Raw genomic sequence first — 15,554 nt, forward strand, 5'->3', positions numbered from 1 at the left:
TCCGCCAGCAGGCCGCCGACCGGCGCCGGCGGGGACGCCGCCGCACAGTTGTCAAGCGGGGGCCGGCGGTCGACGGAAGGACGCTTTCGTGCCCAGCACCAGACTCGACCTGCGGCTCGGTCGCCGCACCCTGCTCACTCTGCTCGCCGCCGTCGCCCTGGTGCTCGGCGGTGCCGCAGTGCCCGCGTACGCCGAGCCCGGTGAGGGTGGCAGCAAGAAGCTGCAGGACGCGTTGGAGTCGACAGCCAAGGGGCACATCGAGGCCAAGGCAAAACTCGACAACTCCAAGCGCCGCCAGACCGCGTTGACCGGCGAGTTGACGGCGATCGAGGGTCGCCTGGGTGGGCTCACCGCCCAGGTTGGCGAGGTCGCCGCACAGTCCTACCGGATCGGCCGGCTCGGCCCGGCGTCGATGCTGCTCAACACCGCCACGCCGCAGGCGTTCCTGGAACGCGCAAGCGACCTCGACCTGATGGCCCAGCGGGACAGCAAGCGGTTGCGCGATCTCGTCGAAGCCCGGCAGCAGGCCCAACAGGCCAAGGTGGCAATCGACACCGAGGTCCGCGAGCAGCAGAAGCAGCTCGCCGTGATGGCGAAGAAGAAGAAGGAGGCCGAGGCGGCGCTCGCCGAGGTCAGCTCGGGCAGCAGCAACGGTTTCAGCGGGGGCAGTTCCGCCTCGGCGAAGCCCGCCCCGCGTAACTCCGACGGATCCTGGCCGTCGGAGTCCTGCTCAGTGAAGGACCCGACCACCTCCGGCTGCATCACCCCGCGCACCCTCAACGCGCTCAAGCAGACCCAGGCGGCCGGCTACAAGCGGCACGTCTCCTGCAAGCGCGAGGGTGGCGGTGGCGAGCACCCGAAGGGCCGGGCCTGCGACTTCGCCGCGGCCACCAACGGCTTCGAGGATCGCAACGCGACAGGCGGCGACAAGGCGTACGGCGACAGCCTGGCCGCCTGGCACGTGCGCAACGCCGACCGGCTGGGCGTGCTCTACGTGATCTGGTACCGGCAGATCTGGCATCCCGGCACCGGGTGGCGTTCGTACAGCGGCAGCGGCAGTCCGGCCGCGTCCCACACGAACCATGTTCATCTATCGCTGTACTGACCCTCGGCACCAGCTTCGCTGCGTACCATCGCGACGATGAGTTCCCCAACGCCCGACGTCGCTGCCCCGCCGGCCGCCGCGACCCCGCCCGTGCCGGTCACCGGCCGGGCGCTGCCCAACGGCCTGGCCGCCTTCCTTGTCTTCTTCTCCAGTGGTGCCGTGCTGGTGCTGGAGACCGTCGCGCTGCGCCTGGTCGGCCCGTACGTCGGGGTGACGCTCCAGGTGACCAGCTCGGTGATCGGTGTCGCGCTCGCCGCTATCGCCTACGGGGCGTGGACCGGCGGCTGGCTGGCCGACCGGCGTAACCCGCGCGGCCTGCTGGCCCCGGCGTTGGTGCTGGCCGGCATCGCCACCGCCGTCACCCTGCCCGTCGTCCGGTACGCCGGTGAGGTGCTGCGCGGTGGCGCGGCCAGCGGGATCCTGCTGCTGGTGGCGCTTGCCGTGTTCGTACCGGCCGCGCTGTTGGCAGCGGTCACCCCGTTGGTGATGAAGCTCCAGTTGGCCGACCTGCGGCGCACCGGCCAGGTGGTCGGTCGGCTCTCCAGCATCGGCACCCTGGGCGGCATCACCGCCACCCTGCTCACCGGCTTCGTGCTGGTCGCCGCGCTGCGCACCACTGTCATCCTGCTGGCCCTGGCGGTGGCGCTCGGGTTGGTCGGCATCGGTCTGGGTTGGTACCTGCGCCGGCAGGAGCCCGCCGAACTGCCCGGTCCGGCCCGGACCCGGGCCGCGCTGGCCGTCCTCGGCCTGGTCGGCGCCGGCCTCAGCACCGTTGCCCCGAACCCGTGCGACATCGAAACCGCGTACCACTGCGCCCGGGTCACCACCGATCCGGCCCGGCCCACCGGCCGGTCGCTGCTGCTCAACTCGGCCCATCACTCGTACGTGGACCTCGCCGACCCGAAACACCTGGAGTACGCGTACACGAAGTGGATCGGCGCGGTCGCCGACGTCGCCGCGCCGGCCGGTCAACGGCTCGACGCACTACACCTGGGCGGCGGCGGGTTCACCGTGCCGCGTTACCTGACCGCCACCCGGCCGGGCACCGACAACGTGGTGTTCGAGATCGACGGCGGGCTTGTCGAGCTGGGCGAGAAGGAGCTGGGCGTACGGACCGGGCCGGAGCTGCGGGCGGTGGTGGGCGACGCCCGGATGCTCGTCGGCGGCGAGCCGACGGACAGCCGTGACCTGGTGGTCGGTGACGCGTTCGGTCACCTGGTGGTGCCCTGGCACCTGGCCACCCGGGAGATGGTGGCCGAGGTCCGCCGGGTCACCCGCCCCGGCGGGGTGTACGTGCAGAACGTCATCGACTACCCGCCGCTGCGGTTCATCCGCGCCGAGCTGGCCACCGTGGCCGCCGAGTTCCGGTACGTCGCGTTGATCGCGCCGCCGGAGGCGCTCGCCGAGGAGCAGGGCTCCAACTTCCTCATCGTCGGCTCCGACGCGCCGCTGCCGCTGGACGCGGTCCGGACCCGGCTGGGCGAGGTGGATCCCAAGGTCAGCCTGCTGTCCGGCGCGGCGTTGACGGACTTCGTCGGCACGGCCCTGATACTCACCGACGACTACGCCCCGGTGGACCAACTGCTGGCCACCGCCTGAACGGGTGACTGCCCTGACCGATTCCGATCGTTGAGGTGTAGGGCGGTTGATCCTGGGCAACAACGGTCACCATGGGTGGTGGGGACCGAAACGGCGCGCAGCTCCTCGATGAGCGGTACCGACTGATCGAGCAGCTCGGCGCGGGCGGCATGTCGGTGGTGTGGCGCGGCTACGACGAGGTGCTCGGCCGTCAGGTCGCGGTGAAGGTGCTGGCCTCCAGGCTGGCCAGCGACCGGGCGTTCCGCCACCGGATCCGGATCGAGGCGCAGGCCGCCGCCCGGCTCTGCCATCCCAACATCACCAACGTGTACGACTACGGCGAGTCCGAGCAGGTAGGGCTGACCGTGCCGTACGTGGTGATGGAGCTTGTCGACGGCACCTCGCTGGCCAGTCGACTGGGCCGGGAGAGCCAGCTGCCCTGGCGGGAGGCGGTGACGATCGGCGCGGAGGTCAGCTCGGCGCTCACCACCGCGCACGCCCGGGGCGTGGTGCACCGCGACGTGACCCCGGGCAACGTCATGCTCACGTCCACCGGGGTCAAGGTGGTCGACTTCGGCATCTCCGCGCTGGTGGGGGAGAGCGAGAAGGGGCCGGACGGTGCGCTGTTGGGCACCCCCGCGTACCTCGCCCCGGAACGGTTGGACAACGGCCAGGTGTCCCCGGCCACCGACGTGTACGCCGTCGGGCTGCTGCTCTACCGGATGCTCACCGGCCGGCTGCCGTGGCGGGCCACCACGACCACCCAGATGCTGCGCGCACACATGTACAACGAACCGGAGCCGATGCCCACCGTCGCAGGGCTGCCCGACGAGGTGACCGACCTGGTGGGGCGCTGCCTGGCGAAGCGGCCCGCCGACCGACCGGCCACCGCCGAGCTGACCCGGATCCTCGCCGACGCGGCCGGCCTGCTCGCGCCGGTGCCGGTTTCTCCGGCCGGTGGACCGCTGGACCCGGCCCTGCTGGGCAGTGCGCGGACCACCATCCTGCCCTGGTCGGCGGCGACCGACGCGTTGCCGTTGTCGCGTACCCGCAATCGGGACCGGCGAGCCCGGCAGCGGGTGACCCGGCGTCGGCGCGTGGAGGCCGGGGTGGCCGCCGTGGGGCTGATCGCGGTCACCGGGGCCATGTGGGGGTTCACCTCACGTACGCCGGCCAGCGGCGAGGGCCGGCCGACCACCGAGGCGCGGATGGGTCTGCCGACGAAGGTGCCGTGCGAGGTGGCGTACGCGCTGCGCACGGACTCCGGCACCGACTTCGCCGCGGACCTCACGCTCACCAACACCGGTGACCGGGAGTTGCGGGACTGGGCGATGAGCTTCAGCTTCCCGGGTCAGCAGACGGTGACGAAGTCGGAACCCGCGCCGGTGTACCAGCAGGGCAGCACAGTGGTGATCCGGCCGGTGGCGCAGGGCACCGTGCTGGCACCCGGTGCCGTCGAGAAGCTCACCCTCAGCGGGACGTACAGCGGGGCGAACCCGCTGCCTGTGGAGTTCCGGCTCGGCGAGGCGACCTGCGGGGTGCGGGTCTCCGGGGTCGCCGGCAGCACGCCGGCCGCGGCCCCGCCGAGCACGGCGGCGGCCACCACGACGAAGACCCCGCCGAAGAAGGCGACAGCACCCGGCGGCTCCGGCGGTGGCGCACCGAAGGCTAAGCCCCCGAAGCCGCCGAAGGGCCCCGCGAAGCCCGGCCAGGCCAAGGGGCCGGGTGGTCCGGGAAAAGGGTGACGGCCCCCGCGGCGCGCCACGGTGGGCCGAGGAGATGACTGTCAGCGTCGTCCCGCGAACCGTTGCACCTGGTTGATGCCACCCTCCACCACCAGCAGCCCACCCTCGGCCAGCGCGGTGTCGTCCGAGGCGTACCGGAACCGCTCGCCGGGCACCTTCGCCCCGATCACCCGGACCCCCTCCCGCTCGTCTGGGCGCAGGTCGCGCAGGGTGCGGCCGACGAACGACTCCGGCACCCGGACGGTGGCGATCGCGAAGTCGTCGTCGAACTCGATGAAGTCGAGCAGCCGGCTGACGATCAGGTGCGCCACCCGGTCGCCGGCCTCCGCCTCGGGAAAGATCACGTGGTGCGCCCCCACCGACGACAGGATCTTGGCGTGTTTCTGCGAGGTGGCCCGGGCCCAGATCTGCGGCACCCCCAGCTCGACCAACGCCAGCACGGTGAGGACGCTCGCCTCCACCGACGCTCCGATGGCCACCACCGCCCGCCCGAAGCCGGTGATCCCGAGTTGCCGTAACGACCCCTCCTCGGTCGCGTCGGCCTGGACCACCCGGTCGAGCTGGGCCGAGAAGCGCTGCACCTGATCCGGGTTGCGGTCGATGGCCAACACCTCGCGGTCCATCCGGGTGAGAGCATCGGCCAGGTGGCAGCCGAACCGGCCCAGTCCGATCACCACGACGCCGCTGCCGTCCGATCGTTTCGCCGACACCTCGGCCCTCCTTCTCGTCAGCCGACAATTGGTTGTTCCTGCGGGTAGCGGTAGAGCCGGTGTCGGGTGTTCAGGGCGATCGCCGACCCGAGGGTGAGCGGTCCGACCCGGCCGATGAACATCAGCACCGTCAGCACCACCTGGCCGCTGGCCGGCAGTTCGCCGGCCAGACCGATGGTCAGCCCGGTGGTGCTGAACGCGGATGTCACCTCGAACAGGACCGCGACGAACCGGACGCCCTCGGTGAGCAGCAGCAGGAGCATCGTCCCGGCGGTGACCAGCGCGACGCTGAGCAGCGCCACGGTGACGGCCTGCCGCTGGCTGGCGGTGGCCACCCGGCGGTGCCCGACCGTCACGTCGGGCTCGCCGCGCAGTTCGGCCCAGATGGTGAACCCCAGCAGGAAGAACGTGGACACCTTGATCCCACCGGCCGTGCTGGCGCTGCCGCCGCCGATGAACATCAACACGATCAACAGCGGGTAGCTCTCCTCCTGCAGGTCGGCGACGTTCAGGACGCTGAAGCCACCGGTACGGCTCAACGCGATCTGGGTGAACGACGCGAGCATTTTGCCGCCCGGGTCGTACGAGCCGATGGTGCTGACGTTCGTCCACTCGGCGGCGAGCAGGCCGACGAAGCCGAGCAGCAGCAGGGCGACGCTGCCCCAGATGGTCAGCTTGGTGGCCACCGTCCACCCCGTCGGCCGGCGCCACTCCCGCACGGCCTCGAACAGGGCGGGAAACCCCAGTCCGCCGACGATGGCACCGAACGCCAGCGGCAGCGACACCCACGGGTCGCGGTCGAAGGCGAGCAACCCGTCCGTGTAGAGCGCGAAACCGCCGTTGTTGAACGCCTGGATGGCATGGAACACGCCCGACCAGAGCGCCCGGCCGGGTGGGTAGTCGTACGCCCACCAGAGCCGGCCGGCGACAATCGCGGTCATCACCGCCTCGCAGGCGAAGACGGTGATGGCGATCCGGCGTAGCAGCCGGGCCACGTCACCGACACCGAACTCCGCCGTCTCGGCCTGCACCAGCAGCCGGTTGCGCAGCCCCAGCTGACGCGAGACCACGAGGATGACGAGCGCCGCGACGCTGAGGATGCCGAGACCGCCGAGCTGGGTGAGCAGGGTGATCACCAGCAGGCCCCAGCCGGACCAGTAGTTGGGGGTGTCGGTGACGGCCATACCGGTGACCGACACGGCCGAGGTGGCGGTGAAGAGCGCCGCGACCAGCGGTGGGCGCTGGTACTCCACGGTCGACCAGCGGGTCATCAGCAGCCCGGTGCCCAGCAGGATCGGCACCAGGAAGGCGAACGGCACCAGCCGCACGGGGTTGCGGAAGAACCGGCGCACCAGACAATCTTCCTTTTCCGCCCGCCCACTGGAGGGGGAACGCGCATTCCGGAGATTCACCTCCCGGCCAGCCATCGACCAACTGCCGGTCAACCCGGGGCGGTCCGCTGAAGCGGCTTTCCCCCGACGACAGGAGACGGCGATGCGGAGCTGACCCGCTCCGAGTCGACCCACCGGGCCGATCACGCCCGGCCCACACGCTGGCCCGGCGTCCGTCACCCCGGACGCCGGGCCAGCGGCGTCTGCGACGCTGGGGCCGGACCGCCCCCCTCCCCACGGGACCACCCGCAAGATCGTGCTGGATCAAGGAAGTAGTGGCCTCGCCGCGCCCCGGAGGCCACTACATCCACGATCGAGCACGATCTCGACGGGGCGAAGCGCGGCTCGAGGCAGCACCATCAGGGAAGTTGCGACGATCTTCGCCTGCTCGACCCGCGAGGGGCGGCGGGCCGGCGGCGGTGCCCGCAGCCGGCGGACCACGACGGCCTGCGGCTGCTGGTGGTGGATAGCTCAGGGCGACACACCCGTCGATCCACCCGCGGCGCTTGCGGCCATCGGGAGGCCGGGGCAGAGGATGGTAGTGCGGTCCGCTGTAACCCCGGGCCACCCTCTTCCGGTTACTTGTGTGTTTCGGCCACATAGCCCGTGGGTGACGTCACTTCTAGCGTGAGCCGACAACACAGCATCCTGTCCTCACCTGGAGTCGCGATGACGGTCCGGCACACGCGGCGGGCGTTCCTCTCCGCCGCCACGATGATGGCTGCGGCGTTGGCCGCCACGGCCTGTGGTAGCCCGCAGGACACCGCCACCGGCGGCGGCGACAAGGCCGCGCCGGTCAAGGTCGGCCTGGTGTACTCCCAGTCGGGAGCCCTGGCCAGCTACGGAAAGCAGTACATCGAAGGGTTCAAGGCGGGGTTGGACTTCGCCACCCAGGGCACCGGCAAGGTCGGTGACCGGAAGATCGAGCTGACCGAGGTCGACGACGCGGGTGACCCGGCCAAGGCGGTCTCCGCCGCGAAGGACCTGATCGGCAAGGGCACGAAGATCATCGCCGGTTCCACCGCTTCCGGGGTGGCGCTCCAGGTCGCGCCGATCGCGGCGCAGAACAAGGTCCTGTTCATCAGCGGACCCGCTGCTACCGACGCGGTGACCGGCGCGAACAAGTACACGTTCCGCTCCGGCCGGCAGTCCTACCAGGACGTGGTGACCGCCAAGTCGTTCATCGGCGACCCGGCCGGCAAGAAGGTGGTGGTCTTCGCCCAGGACGGCGCGTTCGGCGACGCCAACGAGGCCGCCGTCAAAGCCGTCATCGGTGGAGCTGGCGCGACGGTGAGCAGCGTCCGGGCCCCGGCCAGCGCCACCGAGTTCACCCCGTTCGCCAGCCAGATCAAGGCGGCCAAGCCGGACCTGCTCTTCGTGGCGTGGGCGGGCACCACCGCCCCGGCCATGTGGCAGAGCCTCGACCAGCAGGGCGTGCTCTCGTCGACCACCGTCGTCACGGGCCTGGACATCCGTTCGTCCTGGCCGACCTTCGGTGCCGCCGGCACGAAGATCTCCTTCCTGTCGCACTACTTCGACGGTGCGTCCGACACCGAGGCCAGCAAGGCGCTGAAGGCCAAGGTCAGCACCATCGACCTGTTCCACCCGGACGGCTTCGCCGCCGCCCAGATGGTGGTCCGCGCGGTGCAGGAGGGTGGGGACGACGTCGACAAGATGGTCACCGCACTGGAGGGCTGGAGCTTCGACGGGGTCAAGGGCAAGATGACCATCCGGGCCGCCGACCACGCACTGCTCCAGCCGATGTTCCAGGCAAAGCTGACCGGCAGCGGCACCGCGTTCACGGCGACCGCACAGAAGAGCCTCACCGGTGACGAGTCGGCGCCACCGGCCGTGGCGATGAAGGGCTGACCGATGCTCGCCACCCGCGGTCTGACCTGGCGGATCGGTGAGGTCGCCATCGTCGACAGCGTCTACCTCGACCTCGCGCCCGGGGAGTTCCTGGGCGTGATCGGACCGAACGGCGCCGGCAAGACCTCACTGTTCAACCTGATCACCGGCCTGCGTCGGGCCACGGAGGGCCGGGTCGTCCTGGACGGGCAGGACATCGGGGCGCTTCCGCCGCATCGGCGGGCCCGCCTCGGGCTGGGCCGTACCTTCCAGGCTTCCTCGGTCTTCGGCTCGCTCAGCGTGCGGGAGAACGTCCGGCTCGCCGTGCAGGCGCACCGCGGGGGCTCGATGGCACTGTGGCGGCGGGCGGCGGCCGACCGGCAGGTCGCCGCCGCCGCCGACGCGGCGCTCGACCGGGTCGGCCTCGCCCACCGGGGTACGGCACTCGCCGGCACCCTGGCCCACGGGGAGAAGCGCAAGTTGGAGATCGCGCTGCTGCTCGCCGGTGAACCGCGGGTGATGCTGCTCGACGAGCCGATGGCCGGGGTCAGCGCCGAGGACGTGCCCGAACTGGTGGCCGTCATCAAGTCGTTGACCGGCGACAGCGGCCGGGCGGTGCTGATGGTCGAACACCACATGGACGTCATCCTGGAGCTGGCCGACCGGATCGCCGTCATGCACCACGGCGCGCTGCTGGCCTGCGACACCCCGGAGACGGTGATGGCGAACCCCACTGTGCAAGAGGCCTACCTGGGGGAGTCGCTCTGATGGAACCGATCCTCAGTGTGGAGGACCTGTCGGTCCGGATCTCCGGGCTGCACATCCTGCAAGGGGTGTCCTTCACCGTCGCGCCGACCGGCGTGACAGTCCTGCTCGGGCGCAACGGCGTCGGCAAGACCACCACGCTGCGCGCGATCGTCGGCCTCACCCCGCCCGCCGGCGAGGTCCGCGGCAGCATCCGGATGGGCGCGCAGAGCCTGCTGGCCCGGCCCACGCACCGGCTGGTCCGCGGTGGGCTCGGCTACGTGCCGGAGGACCGCTGCGTGTTCGCCGGCCTCACCGTCGCCGAGAACCTGCGGCTCGCCGAGCGGCGCGGCACCACCCCGGCGTACGACAAGGTTTTCGCGCTCTTCCCAGAGCTGGACCGGCGCGGACGGCAACGGGCCGGCTCGCTCTCCGGCGGGCAGCAGCAGATGCTCGCGATCGGCCGGGTGCTGCTCAACGACAACCGGCTGCTGCTGATCGACGAGCCGACCAAGGGGTTGGCGCCGAAGGTGGTGACCGAGGTGGCCGAGGTGCTGGAACGGGTCGCGGAGTCGGTGCCGGTGCTGCTCGTCGAGCAGAACCTGGCAGTGGTCCGCCGACTGGCCCGCGACGCTGTGGTGCTGGCCGCCGGCAAGGTGGCCTGGACCGGCGACGCCCACGAGCTGTTGTTGGAGACGGCGCTCACCAAGTCGCTGCTCGGTGTCGGCTCGGCGGAGGTGAACCACTGATGGGCACCGTGATCCTGTTGACGTTGACCGGGCTGGGCCTGGCGGCGCTGTACTTCCTCGTCGCGTCCGGCCTGTCCCTGGTCTTCGGCCTGGCCGACGTGCTCAACTTCGCGCACGGGCTGTTCCTCGGCGTCGGCGCGTACGGCACCTGGTGGGCGGCGGGCAACCTGCCGGGCGCGGGCTCCGACGGGTTCGGTTTCGTGCTCGCTGTCGCCTTCGGAGTGGCCGCCGGCACGCTTGTCGCGATCCTGGTCGAGCTGGTGCTGATCCGTCCGCTCTACTCCCGCACCATCGAGCAGGTGCTCGTCACCGTCGGCCTGTCCCTGGCCGGCGTGGCGTTGTTGCAGGCCACCTGGGGCGCGGACGCTCGGCCGTTCCCGCGTCCGGAGTGGACCCGGCAGGTGACCGGGATCCTCGGGGCGCAGGTGCCGAACGGGGGACTGCTGCTGATCGTCGCGGCGGTGCTGGTGCTCGGCGCGATCCTGGCGTTCCTGCGCTGGACCCGGTACGGCCTGGTGATCCGGGCCGGGGTGGAGAACCGGGAGATGGTGACAGCGCTCGGCATCGACGTGCGCAAGGCGTTCACGTTGGTCTTCGCGATCGGTGGGGCCGCTGCGGCGCTCGCCGGGGCGCTCGGCGGGGTCTACTTCGGCACCGTCTCGCCCGGTCAGGGCAGCTCACTGCTGATCTTCGCGTTCATCGTGGTGGTGATCGGTGGGATGGGTTCGGTGGTCGGCTCCGCGTACGCGGCGGTCGTGGTCGGGCTGGTGCAGCAGTTCGTCAACTACTACGGCACGTCCGGGCTGGGCGACATCTGCGTGGTCGGGCTGCTGGCCGTGGTGCTGCTGCTGCGCCCGCAGGGCATCGCCGGAAAGGTGGCAACGGCATGACGGTGATCGACGCTCCTCCCGCGCAGGTGCCCGACGAGCTGACCCCGCAGCGCGGGCGGTGGCACCGGGTACGCCCGTTCCTGCCGCTTGTCGCGCTCGTCGTGCTGGCGATCCTGCCGTACTCGACGGTCTCCCTGCCGGGGATCTTCGAGGGGCCGGTCAACTCGCCGGGCACCCTGCAACTGCTCGCCATCTGCCTGATCTTCGGCGGCCTGGCCGCCGGGTACGACCTGCTCTTCGGCCGGACCGGGATGCTCTCCTTCGGGCACGCCCTGTACTTCGCCGCCGGGGTCTACGGCACCGACATCCTGATCACCCGGGCCGGTCTGCCGCTGTGGCAGGCAGCCCTGTTGACCGTCACCGGCGGCACGATCCTCGCGGCGCTGCTCGGCGCTGTGGCGCTGCGGACCGTGGGCATCGCGTTCGCCATGGTGACCCTCGCTTTCGCGCAGGTCGGGGCGATCCTGGTGGCCCGGGACTTCGGCGGGCTCACCGGTGGCGAGGAGGGCCTGCCGCTTGACGTGTCCGGGCTGCCCGCCGGGCTGGTCGGGGTGACCAACACCGTCAACCTGTACTGGCTGGCGCTGGCGTACCTGACCGTGGTGGTCTTCGTGGTGCACCGGGTCAGCGGGTCGCCGACCGGGCGGGTGCTCGCCGGGCTGCGCGACGACGAGCGGCGGATCGGCGTGCTCGGGCTGGACCCGTACCGCTACAAGCTTGTGGCGTTCACCCTGGCCGGCGGGCTGGCCTCGGCCGGTGGGGTGGTCTACGTCCTGATCGTCGGCGGTGCGTCGCCGCACATCACGTCCTCCGAGCTGACCCTGTCGCTGCTGGTCATGGTGGTGCTCGGCGGCCCAGGCACCCGCTGGGGGCCGGTGCTCGGCGGCGTCCTCTACATGTACCTGGACCACCGGCTCACCGCTTTCGGCACGAGCGACGCGGTAGACAACCTGCCGGCCGTCCTCAGCCACCCGCTGAGCCAGCCCCTCTTCGTCCTGGGCACGGTGTTCATCCTGGCCGTCTACTTCTTCCCCGGAGGCCTGACAAGCCTCGCCCCCCGCCTAACCGCTCTAACCCGATCCCTCCGCCCCCGCCCCCCACGCTGACCCCCCGGGGGTTGACCCCGTCGATCATGAAGTTATTGCCACGACACGCCGTGGCGGATGGCGATAACTTCATGATCGACGGGGTTCTGTGGATGGGGAGGCAGGCAGATGGGGCAGCGGGTTGCGGTTGTCAGTGGGGGTGGGACCGGGATTGGGGCGGCCGTTGCGGGGGCGCTCGCCCGGGACGGGTACGACGTGCTGATCGTCGGGCGGCGGGTGGACGTGTTGACGGCCGCCGCAGAACGGATCTCCGCCGACTGCGGGCGACCGGACGCGGCCAACGCGGTGACCGCCGACCTGACCGACCCGGAGCAGGTCGACGCGGTCCTCTCAGCGGTCGGTGACCGGCCGGTCGACGTGGTCGTCAACAACGCCGGCGGCTACCTGGGTGGGGACACCGGCACCCTGGCCGGGACCGCCGCGCACTGGCGGGCCAACCTGGACGCCAACGTGCTCACCGCCGTCCTGCTGACCGAGGCGTTGCGGCCGGCACTGCGTCGCCCCGGCGGGCGGGTGATCCTGGTCAGCTCGGTCGCCGCCCAGCGCGGCGGCGGCGGGCCGTACTCGGCGGCGAAGGCGGCCCTGCACGGCTGGGCGTACGACCTGGCGGCTCAGCTCGGCCCGGAGCAGATCACTGTCAACGTGGTGAGCCCTGGCTACGTTGCCGAGACCGAGTTCTTCGGCGACCGGATGACCGCCGAGGGGCACGCGCAGCGGGTCGCGGCGACCCTGGTCGGGCGGGCCGGGGTACCCGACGACATCGCCGAGGCGGTCCGTTATCTCGCCAGCCCCGCCGCCGGTTACGTGACGGGCCAGGTCCTCGGCGTCAACGGAGGCTCGGTCCTCGGCCGCTGACCATCCACACGCCGATGAACGACGCAAGGGCGGCGGCCCCCCGTGTGGCCGCCGCCCTCCTACGTCGTGGGTCAGCCGTTCAACAGCTCGTACACCGTCTTCGGCGCGTTCGTCGCGGCGGCGCCGGTCGGCACGCTGATCGTCGGCGCGCTGCCGTAGTCGGCGTAGTTGACGACGTAGTCGTACGCCTTCGCCTTGCCGGCGGCCGGCATCTTCAACGTCAGCGAGGCCAGGTGCTTGTCCGCGCCGACGACCGCGGTGAACGGCACCTTCTTGGCTGCCTCCCCGAGGGCCGCCGCCTCACCCTCCTCCAGCGCCTCCGCCGCCTCCCCGGCGCTCACGTCGATGAACCCGACGTACTGACCGGGGATCTTCTCCTCCACCGAGGTGGCCGCCTGGATCAGCGGACCGGCGTTGCCCTGGTCCGCGCCGTCGTAGGTCGGGATGCCCGCGGCATCGGTCAGCTTCGTGGGGTCCAACTTCATCCACTTGTCGGGGAGCTTCGGCAGACCGGGACGGCCGCTGAACTTCGCCTTCACCCAGTTCTGCTCGTCGATCACCAGGAACGACATCTTCACCACGACGCCGTCGTTGGGCGGCATGTCCAGGTTGAGTTCGACTGCCTTCGCCGTTGGGTCGATCCGACCGTCGATCGTGCTCGTCGCGTCCTTGCCGCTGAACCGGAACGCCCCCTCGGAGCCGTCCGGTACGGCGTCCAGGAGCGCGTCCTTCGGACTGACGCTCGGGCTGGCGGCCGGGCTGTCCTGCGGCGCCGCGGCGGGCTCGTCCTTCGACCCGCAACCCGCGAGCAGGCTGGTCGTGGCCAGCAGGGCCGCGATCACGCCGGCCGTACGTCGGGTGGTGCTCGCGCTGCCCGTTGCCTGTGTCATCGCATTTCTCTTTCTCGCTGTGTGGCTGGTGCCGGTGACCATGTTGTCGGCGGGCACGGCGGTTCGGCTGCCGATATGCTGCCGTCCGGCTGCCGGGCACTGCCGTCCGGCGCTGCCGCAGGTGTCAGGAGCGGGAATTCGCATGTCAGCAACGCTGCGTTTCGAGATCCTCGGGCCTCAGCGGGCCTGGTACGGCGACCGCGAGATCGACATTGGTCCCGGCAAACAGCGTGCTGTGCTTACGGTGCTGCTGCTCTCGGCGGGCCGACCGGTGTCCACCGGGCAGATCGTCGAGGCGGTCTGGCCGGAGGATCCGCCCGCGAACGGCCCCAACGTGGTGCAGAAGTACGTAGCCGGGTTGCGCCGGGTGCTGGAGCCGGACCGGTCGCCGCGTACGCCGGGGCAGGTGTTGAGCCTCACCGATGCCGGCTACCTGCTCCGCGTCGATCCGGACGCGCTCGACGCGGTCCGCTTCCAACGGGGCATCCACCGCGCCCGGCAGCGGCGGGCCGAGGGTCGGGCCGCCGAGGCGCTTACCGAGCTGGCCACCGCCCTGGCGCTCTGGCAGGGCGAGCCGTTCACCGGCTTCACCGGGCCGTTCCTGGAGGCCGCCCGGCAACGGTTGGTCGAGCTGCGGGCCGTGGCGTTGGAGACCCGGGCCGATCTGATGCTGGACCTCGGCCGGCACCGGGAGATGGTCGGGGAGCTTGTGGAGTTGGTGGCCGAGTTCCCGGTCCGGGAACGGCTACGGCACCAGCTCATGCTGGCGCTCTACCGCAGTGGGCGGCAGGCGGAGGCGCTCGCGGCCTACCGGGAGTTCGGTGACCTGCTCCGGGAGGAGTACGGCATCGGCCCGGGCGAGGTGCTTCAGGAGCTGCACCGGCGCATCCTCTGCTCCGACCCGACGCTCGCTCTGGCAGAGCCGACCGAGCCGCAACCGCCCCACCCCACACCGGCCCCCAACCCTCGCGTACCGCCCGCCCCGACAGGTCCGCCCGCGCCGACAGGCCCGCCCGCCCCGACAGGCCCGCCCGCGCCGCCCGCGCCGACAGGCCCGCCCGCCCCGACAGGTCCGCCCGCGCCGCCTACGCCGATCGGGCCGATTGGCGTGGCGGCCACCCCGCAGCCCGTCCCGTTCCCGGTCTGGGGCACGCCCCCGGACCGGCATTCGGCGCGGGACATCCGGGCGCACGCAGTGCCGCGCTGGCTGAGCATCAGCGCGACTGTCGTCGGCACGCTTACCGCGATGCTCTCGTTCGGTCTGCTCACCTGGCTGGTGGTGCTGCTCTACGCCAGTTGGCGACGGAGTTGGCGCACCGGGCTGGCCGCAGTGGGTTACCTGTCGCTGTCTGTCGCGTTCATCGCGGTGCTCGGTAGCGGCGACACGGAGGAGGTGACGGACGCCGAAGGTGTCCTGATCGTGGCCTGGCTGCTCGGCTGGCTGCTCGGCGTGCTGCACACGATCCTGCTCAACGGCGCGATCTGGTCGGCCCTCACCCACCGGACCGCTGGCACGTCCGAGACGACCGTCGACGACCGTCGGGTTCGTCGTGAACAGGCCCGCTACCTGCTCTATCACTACCCGGCGGCGCGGCATGAGTTGCACATCGGCCGGCCCGACCTGCCCCGCACCTTCGATGACGGTGGCCTGGTGGATGTCAACGCGGTCCAGGAGCGGACGATCGCCGAGCTGCCCGGGATCACCGCCGGGCAGGCACGCCAGGTGGTGATGGACCGGTGGCTCCGTGGGCCGTTCGGCTCGATGGAGGACCTGGCCGCCCGGTGCCTCCTCCCGCCGGTGCTCACTGATGCCCTGCGCGAGCGGCTCATCTTCCTACCCCCACCGGCCGTGCCCGCCCCACCCGCAGCCGCACCCGGCCGGGTCGAGTGAGGCAATCGGCACCGACCGCGACGGGCCGGGACGTCTGCCGTTGCTGGTAGAA

General features: G+C 71.3%; 13 protein-coding genes. 10 read left to right on the top strand and 3 right to left on the bottom strand.

Translation table 11 applies throughout. The features are described from left to right. Window positions 1–88 precede the first annotated feature (88 nt). The 3 genes from AB0B86_RS17140 (at window position 89) to AB0B86_RS17150 (ending at window position 4,428) form a co-directional block, all read left to right on the top strand. Complete coding sequence (locus AB0B86_RS17140; RefSeq protein WP_357406620.1) at window positions 89–1,105, top strand: hypothetical protein; 1,017 nt, start codon at window positions 89–91, stop codon at window positions 1,103–1,105. Between the two features lie 36 nt (window positions 1,106–1,141). Beyond that, window positions 1,142–2,704 carry a fused MFS/spermidine synthase gene (locus tag AB0B86_RS17145; protein ID WP_357406618.1) on the top strand — a complete coding sequence of 521 codons (1,563 nt, stop codon included), beginning with the start codon at window positions 1,142–1,144 and terminating at the stop codon, window positions 2,702–2,704. Window positions 2,705–2,775: 71 nt separating this feature from the next. After that, a complete protein-coding gene (locus tag AB0B86_RS17150) occupies window positions 2,776–4,428 on the top strand; it encodes a serine/threonine-protein kinase (RefSeq protein ID WP_357406616.1) in 1,653 nt (550 codons plus the stop codon). 41 nt (window positions 4,429–4,469) lie between these two features. On the opposite strand, the gene AB0B86_RS17155 is transcribed toward AB0B86_RS17150, so the two are convergent. Continuing rightward, window positions 4,470–5,138, bottom strand: a complete 669-nt coding sequence (locus AB0B86_RS17155) for a TrkA family potassium uptake protein (RefSeq protein ID WP_357406614.1) — start codon at window positions 5,136–5,138, stop codon at window positions 4,470–4,472. A gap of 17 nt (window positions 5,139–5,155) precedes the next feature. Then, complete coding sequence (locus tag AB0B86_RS17160; protein ID WP_357406612.1) at window positions 5,156–6,490, bottom strand: potassium transporter TrkG; 1,335 nt, start codon at window positions 6,488–6,490, stop codon at window positions 5,156–5,158. 708 nt (window positions 6,491–7,198) lie between these two features. Here AB0B86_RS17160 and AB0B86_RS17165 point away from each other — a divergent pair. The 6 genes from AB0B86_RS17165 to AB0B86_RS17190 all read left to right on the top strand — a co-directional run bounded on the left by AB0B86_RS17165 (window position 7,199) and on the right by AB0B86_RS17190 (window position 12,721). Beyond that, window positions 7,199–8,398: a substrate-binding domain-containing protein gene (locus AB0B86_RS17165; protein ID WP_357406610.1), complete on the top strand. Its 1,200-nt coding sequence runs from the start codon at window positions 7,199–7,201 to the stop codon at window positions 8,396–8,398. Window positions 8,399–8,401: 3 nt separating this feature from the next. Continuing rightward, window positions 8,402–9,145 carry an ABC transporter ATP-binding protein gene (locus AB0B86_RS17170; RefSeq protein ID WP_357406608.1) on the top strand — a complete coding sequence of 248 codons (744 nt, stop codon included), beginning with the start codon at window positions 8,402–8,404 and terminating at the stop codon, window positions 9,143–9,145. After that, on the top strand, window positions 9,145–9,870 hold the full coding sequence (locus AB0B86_RS17175) for an ABC transporter ATP-binding protein (protein ID WP_357406606.1): 726 nt from the start codon (window positions 9,145–9,147) through the stop codon (window positions 9,868–9,870). Before AB0B86_RS17170 ends, AB0B86_RS17175 begins: the two co-directional genes overlap by 1 nt. After that, window positions 9,870–10,760 carry a branched-chain amino acid ABC transporter permease gene (locus tag AB0B86_RS17180; RefSeq protein WP_357406604.1) on the top strand — a complete coding sequence of 297 codons (891 nt, stop codon included), beginning with the start codon at window positions 9,870–9,872 and terminating at the stop codon, window positions 10,758–10,760. Before AB0B86_RS17175 ends, AB0B86_RS17180 begins: the two co-directional genes overlap by 1 nt. Further along, window positions 10,757–11,866: a branched-chain amino acid ABC transporter permease gene (locus AB0B86_RS17185; protein WP_357406602.1), complete on the top strand. Its 1,110-nt coding sequence runs from the start codon at window positions 10,757–10,759 to the stop codon at window positions 11,864–11,866. The genes AB0B86_RS17180 and AB0B86_RS17185 overlap by 4 nt, the downstream gene beginning before the upstream one ends. A gap of 108 nt (window positions 11,867–11,974) precedes the next feature. Next, the gene (locus AB0B86_RS17190) at window positions 11,975–12,721 is read left to right on the top strand and encodes an SDR family NAD(P)-dependent oxidoreductase (RefSeq protein WP_357418533.1); all 747 of its coding nucleotides are present in this window, start codon (window positions 11,975–11,977) and stop codon (window positions 12,719–12,721) included. Between the two features lie 71 nt (window positions 12,722–12,792). On the opposite strand, the gene AB0B86_RS17195 is transcribed toward AB0B86_RS17190, so the two are convergent. After that, window positions 12,793–13,611 (bottom strand): hypothetical protein, encoded by an 819-nt coding sequence (locus AB0B86_RS17195; protein ID WP_357406592.1) that lies wholly within the window; start codon window positions 13,609–13,611, stop codon window positions 12,793–12,795. A 142-nt stretch (window positions 13,612–13,753) separates the two neighbouring features. Between AB0B86_RS17195 and AB0B86_RS17200 the strand changes: the two genes are divergently transcribed. Continuing rightward, window positions 13,754–15,502, top strand: a complete 1,749-nt coding sequence (locus AB0B86_RS17200; RefSeq protein WP_357406590.1) for a BTAD domain-containing putative transcriptional regulator — start codon at window positions 13,754–13,756, stop codon at window positions 15,500–15,502. The last annotated feature ends 52 nt before the right edge of the window (window positions 15,503–15,554 follow it).

Source organism: Micromonospora sp. NPDC049047, from assembly GCF_040649135.1.
In the GTDB taxonomy this organism is placed as follows: domain Bacteria; phylum Actinomycetota; class Actinomycetes; order Mycobacteriales; family Micromonosporaceae; genus Micromonospora.

Excerpts from the sequence above, each read along its gene's own strand:
- AB0B86_RS17145 (WP_357406618.1), top strand. The coding sequence starts at position 1,142 with ATGAGTTCCCCAACGCCCGACGTCGCTGCCCCGCCGGCCGCCGCGACC.
- AB0B86_RS17150 (WP_357406616.1), top strand. The coding sequence starts at position 2,776 with ATGGGTGGTGGGGACCGAAACGGCGCGCAGCTCCTCGATGAGCGGTAC.
- AB0B86_RS17165 (WP_357406610.1), top strand. The coding sequence starts at position 7,199 with ATGACGGTCCGGCACACGCGGCGGGCGTTCCTCTCCGCCGCCACGATG.
- AB0B86_RS17170 (WP_357406608.1), top strand. The coding sequence starts at position 8,402 with ATGCTCGCCACCCGCGGTCTGACCTGGCGGATCGGTGAGGTCGCCATC.
- AB0B86_RS17175 (WP_357406606.1), top strand. The coding sequence starts at position 9,145 with ATGGAACCGATCCTCAGTGTGGAGGACCTGTCGGTCCGGATCTCCGGG.
- AB0B86_RS17180 (WP_357406604.1), top strand. The coding sequence starts at position 9,870 with ATGGGCACCGTGATCCTGTTGACGTTGACCGGGCTGGGCCTGGCGGCG.
- AB0B86_RS17185 (WP_357406602.1), top strand. The coding sequence starts at position 10,757 with ATGACGGTGATCGACGCTCCTCCCGCGCAGGTGCCCGACGAGCTGACC.
- AB0B86_RS17190 (WP_357418533.1), top strand. The coding sequence starts at position 11,975 with ATGGGGCAGCGGGTTGCGGTTGTCAGTGGGGGTGGGACCGGGATTGGG.
- AB0B86_RS17195 (WP_357406592.1), bottom strand. The coding sequence starts at position 13,611 with ATGACACAGGCAACGGGCAGCGCGAGCACCACCCGACGTACGGCCGGC.
- AB0B86_RS17200 (WP_357406590.1), top strand. The coding sequence starts at position 13,754 with ATGTCAGCAACGCTGCGTTTCGAGATCCTCGGGCCTCAGCGGGCCTGG.